Source organism: Thalassotalea euphylliae (genome assembly GCF_003390395.1).
Classification (GTDB): domain Bacteria; phylum Pseudomonadota; class Gammaproteobacteria; order Enterobacterales; family Alteromonadaceae; genus Thalassotalea_F; species Thalassotalea_F euphylliae_C.
In genome coordinates this window covers 1,006,292-1,020,111 of record NZ_QUOV01000001.1, presented here as the reverse complement: position 1 = coordinate 1,020,111, position 13,820 = coordinate 1,006,292, and the positions used below count along the sequence as shown (strand labels likewise).

General features: G+C 43.9%; 8 protein-coding genes. 5 read left to right on the top strand and 3 right to left on the bottom strand.

All coding sequences use genetic code 11. The features are described from left to right. Nucleotides 1–44 precede the first annotated feature (44 nt). Nucleotides 45–953: a 2OG-Fe(II) oxygenase gene (locus tag DXX92_RS04480; RefSeq protein ID WP_181901797.1), complete on the bottom strand. Its 909-nt coding sequence runs from the start codon at nucleotides 951–953 to the stop codon at nucleotides 45–47. Nucleotides 954–1,462: 509 nt separating this feature from the next. Between DXX92_RS04480 and DXX92_RS04475 the strand changes: the two genes are divergently transcribed. Beyond that, the gene (locus tag DXX92_RS04475) at nucleotides 1,463–2,227 is read left to right on the top strand and encodes a helix-turn-helix transcriptional regulator (RefSeq protein ID WP_115999347.1); all 765 of its coding nucleotides are present in this window, start codon (nucleotides 1,463–1,465) and stop codon (nucleotides 2,225–2,227) included. Nucleotides 2,228–2,311: 84 nt separating this feature from the next. Here DXX92_RS04475 and DXX92_RS04470 read toward each other — a convergent pair whose 3' ends face one another. Next, complete coding sequence (locus tag DXX92_RS04470; protein ID WP_115999346.1) at nucleotides 2,312–3,220, bottom strand: LysR family transcriptional regulator; 909 nt, start codon at nucleotides 3,218–3,220, stop codon at nucleotides 2,312–2,314. A 196-nt stretch (nucleotides 3,221–3,416) separates the two neighbouring features. Between DXX92_RS04470 and DXX92_RS04465 the strand changes: the two genes are divergently transcribed. Together DXX92_RS04465 and DXX92_RS04460 are read left to right on the top strand one after the other, a co-directional pair. Further along, entirely contained in the window at nucleotides 3,417–4,406 is a 990-nt protein-coding gene (locus tag DXX92_RS04465; RefSeq protein WP_116002295.1) for a zinc-dependent alcohol dehydrogenase family protein, read from the top strand. A gap of 141 nt (nucleotides 4,407–4,547) precedes the next feature. Beyond that, on the top strand, nucleotides 4,548–5,942 hold the full coding sequence (locus tag DXX92_RS04460; RefSeq protein WP_245961396.1) for an MATE family efflux transporter: 1,395 nt from the start codon (nucleotides 4,548–4,550) through the stop codon (nucleotides 5,940–5,942). A 175-nt stretch (nucleotides 5,943–6,117) separates the two neighbouring features. Here DXX92_RS04460 and DXX92_RS04455 read toward each other — a convergent pair whose 3' ends face one another. Beyond that, complete coding sequence (locus DXX92_RS04455) at nucleotides 6,118–10,767, bottom strand: hypothetical protein (protein WP_115999345.1); 4,650 nt, start codon at nucleotides 10,765–10,767, stop codon at nucleotides 6,118–6,120. A gap of 619 nt (nucleotides 10,768–11,386) precedes the next feature. On the opposite strand from DXX92_RS04455, the gene DXX92_RS04450 reads away from it, so the two are divergent. Then, nucleotides 11,387–12,028 carry a hypothetical protein gene (locus DXX92_RS04450; RefSeq protein WP_115999344.1) on the top strand — a complete coding sequence of 214 codons (642 nt, stop codon included), beginning with the start codon at nucleotides 11,387–11,389 and terminating at the stop codon, nucleotides 12,026–12,028. A gap of 26 nt (nucleotides 12,029–12,054) precedes the next feature. Beyond that, nucleotides 12,055–13,818 carry an OmpA family protein gene (locus tag DXX92_RS04445; RefSeq protein WP_115999343.1) on the top strand — a complete coding sequence of 588 codons (1,764 nt, stop codon included), beginning with the start codon at nucleotides 12,055–12,057 and terminating at the stop codon, nucleotides 13,816–13,818. The last annotated feature ends 2 nt before the right edge of the window (nucleotides 13,819–13,820 follow it).

Below are 13,820 nucleotides of genomic sequence, written 5' to 3'. Positions count from 1 at the left end.
GTGTAAACTTTGTGTTAACAATGTTTTTTTAAGCTAAAGCACGGTTAAAACGGTGCGAATGTATCTTTGACCGCATTTGGCACTGTCCAGCGCTCTGCTGCCGTTAAGCCTTCAATTGGCGTTATATTTCTCGGTATCTGCATACGGTCGCCATACAACCAAAAAACAAGGTTTGAACGCTCGCCAGAGGTAATCGGCTGCGCAGCGTGAGCAACACTGCCACGATGAATCATGGCTGTACCAGGCGCAAACGATAAGCGTTTAATAGCACCCGTTTGACGATCATAGAAATCTACCTCAGAGCCAGTAAACTCCTCACCCGGCAAGTTCATATTGATATTTAATGTAGCCGCTGACGCGTCAGTATGCAGGCGTAACGAAGTGTCGACGCCGGTCTGATAATCAATTGAAAAACCAAAGGTTTGCGTATCGTAGCCGGTAATATCAGGAAATAGCATCCGAGCAACTGGGCGCATGTAGCGATCCATCAAGGTCTGGTAAAACGCTTGAAAACTAGGGGCCGCCAAGTAGCCTTCTGAACGCTCATCCAACATCGCGCCAAAGCGATTAAGTGCGATACCATAAGGCGGCCTAACAGGAATGCCAGAATCCGCAGCTTTAGCCAGATAATCGCGCAAATCTGCAAGTCTTTCTGGGTCAAAAAATTGCGTGGTGTAAACACCCGGTGCCACTTCTTGCCATAAATTTTTCACCTCTGATTCGGTGATTGGATTTTGCCACGCTTGTTCAACTGCAGCTTGTAGTTTGCTATCAAGTAGTAGCTCGGTAAGCGGCTGCAAGGTTTGCTCACTTTGCTCCCATTCCTGCCAAGCACTCGCCAATAATTCGCGGTTATCATCCCAAAACGCTTGTACCGAAGGCGCTCGTGCTAACATGGCATCACGTGATGGCAATGCTAATGCCCTCGCCTTTGCTAAACTCGACGTAGATATGCTCGACGTAGATAATTTTGTAGAAACTGCTGAGTTATTCATTACTGCCTCCAAATCGATTACCTAAAAGCAAATGCTATTAAGCACTTTCTGTTAGGTAATTGCTGCAACGGCTTCAACATGAGAAAGCCGTAAAAAATAAGTGAAAAATTGATGGCGGCAAATTTATTACATTGCAGTTAATGAATAAATAATCAGCATAAGAAGACAGTATTTGTTTTTTGTTAATAATAATTCTTAGCTAATCCAGTGTTAATATCAGCGGCTGAAATGGAGGTTTGCTTGGGAGCCTTATTTTAGAGGCAAGACAAGAAAGCAGGCGCTTTTATAAAGCATCAAGGTAATCGCCAGCCAATCATTGACAAAAAAGCTTAAATTGCCGGCTCAACTCGCTTATTTTTCAATCAATGTCATATTGATGTCGCATTGATAACACTACCGTGACGTTTTTCCTAGGCGTAAAAAGCGCCAGAATGATATCTTTAACTATCCTTGCAAGGTATCGATTTATGGACATGAAGATAAGCAGTAAATTATTAAAAGAACAAAGAAAAAAGCGTGCCTGGAGTCAAAGTGAATTAGCTGAGTTGACTGGCTTAAGCTTGAGAACCGTGCAACGAATAGAAAAAAGCGGTACCGCTTCGCTTGAATCTGTAAAAGCATTTGCAGCAGTATTTGAATTGACTCCAGAATCGCTTCAAGTAGATGCTAAAACTGATCTAGAAACGTCAGATTTAAATGTAGATAAAGTGTCGCCTAATAAGCCAGTTAAGCCAACTTTATTTAAGCTAAGCGACCAAGCGATTCAACTTGCTCTGGTCGTTTTTCTACCTGCTTGTCTGGTTATGCTATTTATGCTTTTTACCAAACTTCCTAACCTTGACTGGGTTCACTCCGTGAGGTTAGCGCTGTTTAGTGAAAACTTGCCAGCAGCTATCACGCTGCTTATTAACCTGACCATAGCGCTTTTACCGCTAGTGATTTTATGCCTAATGATTGGGCTGTTTAGGGACTTATATAAACAACAAGGCGCCGCTAACTATATTAAGCAACTGTTTAAACGTTCCTTTTCGCTAAAAACATGGGGAGTTAAACTCCAAGACAAGTTAAAACGAGCTGTTTATTTGCTTAAAAAACCAGCTCTAATATCTATGTTTTTATTAATATTTTCTTTAACCTTCATTGGCTTGAACATGGAGCCTTATCAAAAAGCAAATCTCAAACACTTTATTTCCAAGGTCTTAGATCATGACGATGAGAATTATAAGCCCTAGTTTTCTCGTTTACTGGTTTGGAATGTATACCAATAGACTTCTTTGAGTACTCAAAATACCTAATCTATTTGCCTATGTTTATCGCTAGTTTTGGTTATCAGTATGTTCCCAGTAAGGTACCTCACCATAGTACTCAATAAAGAAGTCAATAAAGGCGCGTACTTTAGGTGCCAGTAATCGAGAGCTTGGGTAAACCGCCCAAATGGCGGTATCGGAGCTTAGTGGGTAGTCTTTCAATACTTGTACTAACTCACCTTTTGCTAGTGCTTTATAGGCACACCAAATCGAGGTAATGGTCAATCCCGCACCATCAATACAGGCGTCGCGAATCGACTCGCCATTATCAATGCGAATCGCCCCCTTTACTTTGATTTTTTCAATGCCATTGGGAGTTTGAAAATCCCAGTGGTCGATACCAATCAGGTTAATACACTCGTGATTGAGCAAATCGGCAGGCGTGCTCGGTTCACCATACTTTTCAATATAGTCAGGCGATGCACAAATAATGCGTCTATCAGCGGCAAGCTTTCTGGCAACTAAGGTTGAATCATTCAACGCAGCGTTACGAATGGCAATATCAAAACCGCCCTCCACCATATCAACAATGCTATCACTTTGCCTTAGATCGACTTTCAGCTCAGGGTGCGCTTTCACAAACGCTTTTAACGCAGGCACGATATGCATACGCCCAAAGGATGACGGCGCGGTCACACGAATCGTGCCTTGAGGAGTAAAGCTGCCAGCACCAACCGATGCCTTAGCACTATCAACTGCGTTAAGCACTTCTTCCGCATGGGGTAAGAACTCGCGTCCCTCTTCTGTTAACGAGACTTTGCGGGTCGTGCGGTGAATTAACTTTACCCCGAGCGACTCTTCCAGCTTATTAATATGCATGCTTGCCACAGGTGGCGAAAGGTTTAGTTCACTGCCTGCTTTACTAATATTGTGCAATGCGGCAACACGGACAAAAAGTCTGAGGTGATCGTTGTTCATTATTCATCACTCGCTATCAACACCAATTATTAAATAAACCTTAAAACAGATTGCATAGCAGAGTCTATTATCAAGTTTTGATTCTGCAAATATAATTTCCTCACTTAATCGAAACAGCCACTTCGCGGCTGACATTGTTCACAACAGAAGCACTGACTAGAGGCAATACAAAATGACAGCACCAAAGACAACCCAAATGAAGGCCATGGTAATTAACGAATTTGGCGGTAGTGATGTATTTACGGCGACGGAGCTCGCAAAGCCTGAAGCAACCGCTGGCCACGTTGTGGTAAAGGTTAAAGCGACCAGCGTTAATACCGTTGACACTATGATTCGCCAAATGGGTGAAGATTTAGCGCCATTATCGCCAGCACTACCTGGTGTATTAGGGATGGATTTTGCCGGTATTATCGACTCTGTTGGTGAAGGTGTAACAGGCTTTGCTGTTGGTGATGAAGTATATGGTTGTGCTGGCGGTTTAGCCGACCTACAAGGTGCATTAGCTGAATTTATGCTAGCCGACGCTAAGCTTATCGCACACAAGCCAAAATCACTTTCAATGCGTGAAGCGGCAGCAATTCCACTGGTTGGTATTACCGCTTATGAAGGCTTAGTTCGCGCTGGTGTTAGCCAAGGTCAAAAAGTATTAGTGCACGGCGGCGCTGGTGGTGTTGGTCATATTGCCGTACAGCTTGCCAACTATTTCGGTGGTGATGTCTACGCAACGGGTGGCGAACAATCGCAACAAGCACTGATTGAAAAGCTAGGCGCAACCGCGATCAACTATAAAACTGAAAGCGTTGCTGACTATGTTAGCAAATACACCAACGGCGCTGGTTTTGATGCCGTGTTCGATTCAGTCGGTGCAGGTAACCTGATTAACTCGTTTGAAGCAGCGGCATTAAATGCCAATGTTGCCACTACCGTTTCTATGGTTGAGTTAGACCTTACTCTAGCTCACTTTAAAGGCTTATCATTGCACGTGGTCTTTATGTTAATTCCAATGCTACATAACCACAAACGTGAAGAACACGGTGAGATTTTAGCGAAATTGGCTGAAATTGCTGATGCAGGCAAGCTAACACCAATCGTAGACAAAGAAGAATTTACCCTTGAACAAGTCGGTAAAGCCCACGATCGCTTAGCCAGTGGTCAAGCAATCGGTAAAGTGGTGGTTACTGTCTAACGTATGGCTAAATGTATGGTTAAACGCAGATAAGCGCTAATAAACCAACACACAAAGAGAGCCTATCTATTAGCGGCTCTCTTTCTCCCTTTTTATTCAGTATTTGAATCGGTACTACACCTTTTATGTACTTAGGTGCCCATGATTTTGTTTCGCATATCACAGCCCTCTTCTCAATTTAAAGCCTTGCTGCAACAAACACTGCCTATGCTAGTGGGCTTGCTTGCGATTATGGGTAATCAATTAATCGATAATGCATTTATTGGTCAACTAGGTGAGCAGCCGTTAGCGGTGGTTGGTTATTCATTGCCTGTTTATCAACTGATTATTGGCTTGCAAGTAGGGATAGGTATTGCGACAACCGCTTGTGCGTCTGCGGCATTAGGCGCGGGTAAAACAAACTATGCGCGCCAGTTAGGAGCGATTGTTTTGGGGCTAGGCAGTGTACTGGTCACCATCGTATGTGCCCTGCTTTGGTACTATCAAGAAACAATTGCCAGCCTACTCGGCGCTGATAGCTCCCTTTATCCATTGCTACGCAGTTACTGGTTACCTTGGTTATTCAGCTGCTGGCTTGGCGCGTTATTGCATTTAGGCTACTGCATTTGCCGCTCTTTTGGCCAAGCACTGATTCCCGGAAAAGTGATGGTGCTAAGTAGCATTATCAACTTAATACTCGACCCTGTACTGATCTTTTACCTTGATCTGAATTTAGCTGGTGCTGCTTGGGCGACTTGTATCGCTTTTGGTGTCGGCCTTATCGTAATTTTTAGAAGTATTCTCGCCAACTATTTTTTAATGTCGCCGGTAAATACTCAAGTCATTCGAAAAGGTGTAAAAGCCATCACGCAAACAACACTGCCCGCGATGCTGAGCCAGTTTTTACCGCCGCTATCAGCAATATTTGTCACTATGATTATTGCTGGCTATGGTAATTCAGCAATCGGCGCTTGGGGATTAGCGAATCGCTTAGAGTATATTCTAATTATTCTGGTCTTAGCGCTAACCATGGCACTACCGCAAATGGTCGGTCGATTAAAAGGTGAGAAGAACTATCGCGATATCAAATCACTGGTAAAAACCGCACTAATCTTTGTTGTAACTGTTCAATGTGCATTTGCGTTGCTGATTTGGCTCAGCGCCGATCTATTTGTACAGGTACTCACTCATGAGCAAGGGGTACAAGCTATTGTTCAGCAATACCTAATGATGGTGCCAATTAGCTATGGCCCGCTCGGTGTTTGCATGATAAGCATCTCAGTGTGCAATGCCATTGGACTGCCGCGAACTGGCTTACTAATTTCCATTGTTCGATTATTTATTTGCTACCTACCAATGGTATGGCTAGGTGCTGAGCTTTATGGCTTAACCGGCGTATTTATCGGCGCTTGCTTAGGTAACCTTATTTGCGGCCTTATGGCGTGGCAAGTATTAAGCAATTACCTAAATAAACTTAGCTCTAATAACTTAGAACTGACTTTGCCAGCGGAGCAATTAGGTAAACCAATAGCGCAGGTAAGCGGGCATAGCCGATAACATTACAGCTGGCTATACAAAGTTTGTGAGACTTAAGATTACGTCACTTATCACTGGCACAAATGAACTTGCTAAATTGAGCTAGCCCAAAGTAGCAATAAAGATAGCAATAAGTGATGTATTTGGGGGATTCAAATTAAACTCGCATAACAATAGCCGTCGCTTTTAACGAGAATTAGTTACTGTTACCTCCATCACCATTACTATCACCGCTATTGCCATCACCGTCGGTATTATTTCCACTGCCCCCATTCTTCTCGCACTTGGTTACTTTAATAGACTCGCTTTCACCATCAGCTTTAGTTTTCTTATATTCAACGTCTTTGTTGCCTTTATTTAAGCCTGTTTCCACCACTTTCTTAGCTATTTTATCAGCAGCCGACTCCTTGCCTTCATCTTTACTTTGGGTCACATTTTTCGCTGCCGCATTAAAGGATTTAAGCACTTCTTTAATTTGCTCTGTCGCATCGGCATCGTTTAAGTAGCCTTCTTTATGCAGCTTTTTGATCTGATCGATTTGTTTTGCCCCATCGCGTTTTTGATTCGCCATCACTGACAAGCTGGCAAAGTCTTTCGAAATAGAAGCCATATCGGTAGCCTGTTTTGCGGTTGTATTCAGTGCACCCAACGCATTTTTCTGGGTACCTTCAAGGCCAGTAATATCGCTAAACACATCTCCTTGGCCGAGCAGTTTGTAGGCATCTGCTAAGCTGGTGGGTGCAGGTGCAGCAGCGGCCGTTTGAATATTGATCAGGTTTTCTGGCAAGTCTTTCGCTTGTAAATTACCCGGCTCAGCGCGGCGGCTACCGGTATCGAGCGCACCAATTTCAGGTGCATCACCACAGCAAGGCACTTCGTCAAAGCGCCAATGACGGCTTTCATCGATAGTTTCACAGCTATTGCATTGCCCCATCACTGATTCAGCGTAAACACCTTTGGTTGGTACGCTAATGCGGTATGGGTCGATTGGTGTGGTGGGTTGATAATAAGCCAGTAAATCTTGTACGCCGCGAAATACTGGGTCGAGCCGTTCACCAGGGATCACTTTCAGCACTAAGTTATTGCCGACAATGCCCATCACTTTATTTTCCACCACACTGGCGACACTACGACCACTGCTATTTGGCGCAAGGTAACCATCAAGCAAACCAAATAGGCGACTGGCATCGATATTACTCCAAATCACCTTATGGGCCAGCTCCATATGTTCATTTAAAAACTGAACTAAGGCACTGGCGGCGTCTTGATCTTCTTTGCGCGGATTCGATAATTCGCGATTATTAAGCGGCGTATAAAGCTGTGCGGCATCTGAAGTTGGCCCCATATTCAGCAGTTCAGCAATATAAGGCGGTACAAATGGCCCCAATGGCCCTTGGTTAAACAAAATATCATTATTAATACGGTTATTACGGGTGATGTAATCTCGCATATATTTGGTTTGATAGCCTAAATCCATAGAGCGCAGAATGATTTTTGATGTTGATTTGACTGACGTACTGGCCGCCACCACCAAATGCTGAATTTGCCGACGCGTTACTGTTCCGGTACCAGCGCTGGCAAAGCCGATGCGCAATGGCACACCTTTGCGGTAGGTCGACAGCAAGGTTAAATCAACATTGAGCAATTGCAGGCTGCCAACCTCGCTCACCGCATAAACCGACAAGGTATCGACAAACTGACGAACAATATCAGGCACGTACTGCTCTTCAAAAATCGCATCTTTTTCTTGATCCGTCAGTGGTACTGGGCGCTCTAAACTGATGGTCATTTTCTTGTTAAACCAAGGGAAGTCGATGGTTAGATCGTACTCTTCCATTTTTAGCGCGGTGTCGATGGCGGGGGTGAACGGCCGTGCTAACTCAAACGACATGGTCATATAGCCAGAAAACGCTTGGATTACTTCGTCGGCATGGCTGCCAGTTGGCAAGTCGGCATTAACATAGTTAGTTTCAATACGCTCGATGGCATCAAAGCCTTTTAACAATTTTCGGCCATACATAAAACGCTGTAAAGTATGGCGCCAGCGCAGCACCTTTTGATGATCAAAATGACTCATTGGCATAGGGACGAATAGACATTCCTGCACATCCACCAAGTTCTGCTCAACTGCATAGTGTTTAAGTACTTCGAAATATTCCACTGTCATGGCATGGCAATGATTGTTGTTTTTCACGACCTCAGTTTGCGCCCGCACATCCTCTTGTTGGCCAACCGTTTGGACGACAGTATTACGCTGACTTCTCAGGCTTGATGCCGATTGTGAGGTGCTATCTTGCAAGCGATTTAGCGCGCTAGAAGCTAAGTTTCGCGATGATGACTGCGAGGCACTTGAACTGGAATTTGCGCCAGAATGGGCGACACCACCGGCAACGCCAAAGACAATGCCTTTAAAAAAGCCGCCGATACCACCGCCAATGCCACCAGAGCTAGACTTAGTGCGGTTAGACGATGATGCCTGCATATTTTCATTGAGGTTGGCACTCATAATTTCGGTGATATCTCGATCGCGCTCAATATTGGCGGTTAAACTTTCGGTCGCAACGGTCGACTCATCGCGACCCGCTTGCTCAGTTCTGTCCCAATCTAAAATCGAAATGCGTTTTTCCTGACATGGCGCCAATGGCAAGCTATAAAGTAAGTCCCCTAATGAATAGCCATCCGCTTTCCATTGCTGTTTAAAATGCAGAATATGACCATGGGCGATGGTGGTATTTTCATAAATGGTGGGGGTTTCGTCCCAGTCAATGCTAGTTTCTACCGTCAATTCCTGACGTCCCGGGTGATTGCGAATATAGGCACGCTCTAACGCCAATACATAGCGTTGGCTGGTTTGAATTTCACGCAGCAAATGCGTCAGGGTAGATTTAATTTCTTCGTAGTTTTCATAAAAGTAACGATCGATTAACTCCATGCCAAAGCTAACGCCAGAATTATAGAAATGGTAGTACTCATCAAGTAAGCGGACAAAGCCCGCGATACTATCGACAAACACTTGATAATATTCTTTAATCTCAAGAATTTCTGGCAGCGATAAGATGCGAGTATTCGCCAATAAATTGCGAATTTCTTGATACTTTTGCATTAGGCAAATAATGCCCATGGTTTCTCGCACTGGCTTTATTGGGCAAGGTTCGAACGGCAGGTTTTGATTACTGAGGTTATTGGCTAATTCAACCGCCATTCGGCGCAAGTTTGCTAGCAAAATTTCTTTACTGTCTGTATCTGTGGCTTGCTTTTCAACCAGTACAATTACTTTGTCTAACTGGGCAGCAACTTGTTTGATTTGCTTACTATCCACTTGATTGCCATTGGCAAGCGCTTCAATATCTACCAGCACTTTGTGCAGGTGTCTCATGGTGTCGCCATCAAGCCTGACTTGCTGCACATTTTTCACAAGCTCTGCCAGTAGGGCATTTATTTTGTCACTTTCAATAGCATTGTGGGCAGCTAACTTTTCACAGAAGGATTGCTCTTCCTGTACGCCATTTTTACCGCAATAGGCAGCCGCCAATTTCATTTCCAGCTCTTTGAGTTTTTGCTTGCGCTTATTCTGGGCAATAATCAGCTGGATAATATCTTGATAGTCAAAGCGCATATCTGGCGCGGTAATATCCACACTGTTTAACACCAGTGGCGCCCGCTGGCCAATATCCAAATTAAGCACATAATTTCGGCGCGTGTAAGCCGGAATTTTCGATATCCGCTGCGCCATTTGGTTGGCAATTTCTGCTTTAGCGCCGTTGCCCTTGCTGTCGCCTTCAATCTTTACTCCACCGTTATCATTAATGGGCTGAGCAGGCTTAGCCGCACCACTATCTTCTTGCACTGCAAAGTTAAGTAATGACATTGAGCTAAATGAAGATTTAAGCTTTGCAACGACACCAAAGGCAAGATCTGAATGAAGCTCTAACTGCTTTCTGACCTTATCGGTTTCACTGGCGGTAATGGTCAAACCGCGAATTTCTGGCTCTGTGGTTCGCACCGTTTGGTAAAAACTAAACTCTTCCAGCGTACGATTAGGCACAGTAAAGTCGATACACTTGCCACCCACATCTTGTGAAAATGCACTGGAATTTACCAGATCGGCATTATCTGGCTGACTTTCCACTTCCGTATCACAGCCGCAGCCTTTTTCATCATCTAAAGCGGAAAGATCAGCAACTAAAATGACATTAGCGGGGATGCGATTCTCATCAAGCGGAATAACTATCGGCTCTTGTTCCATACCAGCAATTACCCCGTAGGCACTGCTTGCTACTTGATTGGCAACGGAGCAATAAAAATAGCCGCTTTTATCGGTTTTCGCGGCGGCGATAGCGGTAAAAGATTCCATGCTAAACGCGGTTTCACTGCCTTGTGAGGTAAAAATCAGCACTTGCAAACCAACGTTTTTACCAGCACCAGAAACATCAACCACCCGCCCTTTTACTTTGATGACTTGCTCGGCAATAGGGCTAATATCCCCCACTGAAACGAGTTTAGGATTCACTTTAATTTCAAATGGCTGGCTATTGTCAGCCGAGATCATATTGATATTAGCGGCGTTTAAACTGCCATGGCTCACATAGAGCTTGGCGAGTAACTCGCCATTGGGGGCGTAAACTTCAAGGGTGACGGCTTCATCAACTACGAGGTTTGCTGGCGGGACAAAAAAACGAAACTCACCATTGGCACTAACATCAATCCTGTCTTTGCTAAACACCGCTTGTCCGGCAATTTCACGGCTATAAGAAACTTTGACAAAATGCCCTTGGTAGCCTGAGGCCAAGTCACTATCGGTTGAACTTAAAGGGATTAATTGACCGTTAACACTTAACATATCCATAACACGTCCTTTTCATCAATGAAGATAGAAAACTAACGATTGAAAATCTGACAATAAAAATCAACGTTACCCAGCACTCTTGCTGGATTCTTTATGGATAGAAAAACTCTGAATGGGCTGCCTTATGTCACTAACTGATACTCGTAACAGATACCTGTAATATTTGGCAGACGCTCCCCAACAACTTCAAACAACGAAACGACTCCGTCCAATACTGCTGTTTTAGAAACTGGGTAACTTGCAGCAAACTTGTTTGCTCAGCTTTAGTGTAGGTGCTGTATGGCCTAGGCTCAATGTGGCACCAGTAATTACCGCAGGTGTTTAACCTTACTCATTGATTTTTCACCAGTTAAAAAGTGACTCCCTGTTCAAGTTGCCTAGTGTCATCATTTAGCTACAGAAACCTTACTTAAATTATGGATAAATTTACCTTATTTGAAGGCCAACGCCCCCCCGAATCTGAAATTTAGGTCTACACTTAAAAAACACTGATATATCTTTTAGTTAATAACCACCCAGTTAAGACTTCATCAGAAAAGTTGATGGTAAAAATGAGTTAATCAGTTCAGTTTTTAGATAAATAATTTCAAGGATTGCGCTTAAGTAAACGGAGGTAACGATGGCAAAGCAAACCCATGACGTGAACGGCCAACAAAAATCACCTGAAATCGCTAATCAATTGGGCCAACTAGGCCAACTTAGAGACATTTTATTTGGTGAAGATAAACGTGAATTTAAAGCACATTTTTCAAATATAGAACAATCACTTTCAAACCAAATAGAACAATTGACCCTGTACGTGAATCAAGAGCTTAAAACCCTGCGCGAAGAAACAGAGAGGCAGATTCAATTGCTTAATGATCAGCTACTTGATAGCGACCATGCGCATAACGAACGCCAAGATCACATTCAAGCTTTTGTCGATACTACCGCTGATCGTTTGTCTAATTTTGAGCAACAAACTCAGCAAACAAGCGAGCAAATCAAGCAAAATGCGGCCAATGCCACTCATCAGTTCAATGAGCAGTTATCTCAAGAAATAGCCCAATTGGCTGAACAGTTTAATGACAAGTTACTGTCCATAACAAGCCAACTTGCCCATGACAAAGCTGATCGCTCTGTACTTGCCAACATACTCAACGAGGCAGCTTCACAGCTCAATGCCTTAGATAGCGCGCCAATGACAAACGAAAACCCGAACGAAGCTATGCCTAAAACTAAGCCTACCCCTACAGCAAGTGCTAAAGGGAAAGACAGTTAACGAAAATCGAGCAGGACTTTCTCGCCATGGAAGATAAGCGAACAAGCGAAAACGATATTCATAGCGTGCAAAGCCTACTCTTTGGTGAGCACAACGAACACATTACTGCGGCAGTTCGCAAAGAAGCGCGCGCAATCGTTACAGAAGTTATCACAGAAGCCTTAGATGATAGGCAAAAGATTGATGCGAGTTTAGTAACCACCATTGCCCCTTTGATGGAAAAGGCGATAAGTAAGAGCATCGAAAGCAACAAGGCGAGCATTATTGATTCCCTCTACCCCGTTTTAGGGGGGCTGGTTCGAAAATCTGTCGCGGTATTTTTTAATAGCTTTCTGGCCAAACTCAATTACTTGATTGAACATAGCTTAACCATCAAAGGGTTACGATGGCGAATTGAGGCATGGCGACAAGGTGTTGAGTTTAGTGATTATGTACTAAAGCAATCACTCGTTTATCGCGTGGAAAGCGTTATGCTGATTCATCGACCAAGCGGCACTTTGTTATGTGATGCTCAAGTCGAGAATAGCCAGTGTAATGATCCGGTATTGATGTCGGCCATGCTCAGTGCCATCAATGACTTTATGGCAGATTCATTCAACAGTCAGCAAGATGTGGTGCTGGAATCTATCGCCGCTGAAAATATCACACTTATTATCACCTGCACGCCACACGCAATATTAGCAGGTGCAGTCTCTGGCACCGTGCCAAAGGAACTAACCTATTTGCTCCAACAAACCCTAGACACTATTCACGGTAATTTTACCGATGCACTTGCTAGTTTCAAAGGTGATACCTCTGCGTTTGAACAGGTAAAACCCGAACTTGAATCTTGCGTTATTGCTGAACTACAGCCAGAACAAGCCTCCAGCAAAGCCCATTGGTTAGTGGTAACCTTGCTCATCGCAACCACCCTCGTTTTTGGCAATAAAGCATTTAATACTTGGCAACAATCTACCCTTGTTACAGCTATCGAAGCGCTACCTGTACCTCCGGGTGTTGTAGTTCAACAGCTTGAGTGGCACGAAGATAAGCTATATATCAATTACTTGCGAGATCCTGCTGCGATTGAGTTTTCAGATTGGTTAAACAGCCACCTAGCCAGCCAAAATCCGCTCAGTGAAAAGCTACTTAGCAAGCAGTATGATCCAGCGCAATTGATGTTAATTGAAACCCCGTTTATTTCATTAGCACCAGAGCTAATCAATCAAAAGGTTGCTCACCTTTTAGCTGATACCCAACTAACCTACGTCATAGAAAATCAAAATCTAAAACTCAACGGCACTATCGATAGGTTTACCTTTGCCAATTCGATGGAGAGATTAAAGCTACTTCCAAGTCTATCGAATATAGATACAAATGACGTGCAGGTTACTGGAGTCGCCTTAAAAAACGAGGAAAAGCAGCGATTAATGCTTGATAAAATGCTCACTAGTTTAGCGCTTTCATCAATCGATTTTGCTACCAAGTCGGCAGAGTTAACCGCTGAAATGCAGCTAGTGTTATCCGAACTGGCAAAACAACTCACAAGCATTAACACATTGAGTAACTCTCTTGGCGTTAAACTGGGCATTATCCTTACGGGTTACAGCGACAGCACTGGCAGTAAAGCGCTTAATCTTGAGCTTAGCCAGCAGCGCGCAAGCAATGTTAAAGCAGCCCTGATTTTGCGAAATGTTCCTAGCGACCTTTTATTTGCCATTGGCGTTGGCGAGTTACCGCTAACGCAAATATCCAATGCCAGCAGAAAAGTGCTAGTTTCAAGTATCACCTTGGCAAGCAGTGAGGAGTGAAG

Bases quoted from the DNA above. Each gene is read 5' to 3' on its own strand.
- DXX92_RS04465 (WP_116002295.1), top strand. From the start codon at position 3,417: ATGAAGGCCATGGTAATTAACGAATTTGGCGGTAGTGATGTATTTACG.
- DXX92_RS04470 (WP_115999346.1), bottom strand. From the start codon at position 3,220: ATGAACAACGATCACCTCAGACTTTTTGTCCGTGTTGCCGCATTGCAC.
- DXX92_RS04455 (WP_115999345.1), bottom strand. From the start codon at position 10,767: ATGGATATGTTAAGTGTTAACGGTCAATTAATCCCTTTAAGTTCAACC.
- DXX92_RS04460 (WP_245961396.1), top strand. From the start codon at position 4,548: ATGATTTTGTTTCGCATATCACAGCCCTCTTCTCAATTTAAAGCCTTG.
- DXX92_RS04450 (WP_115999344.1), top strand. From the start codon at position 11,387: ATGGCAAAGCAAACCCATGACGTGAACGGCCAACAAAAATCACCTGAA.
- DXX92_RS04445 (WP_115999343.1), top strand. From the start codon at position 12,055: ATGGAAGATAAGCGAACAAGCGAAAACGATATTCATAGCGTGCAAAGC.
- DXX92_RS04475 (WP_115999347.1), top strand. From the start codon at position 1,463: ATGGACATGAAGATAAGCAGTAAATTATTAAAAGAACAAAGAAAAAAG.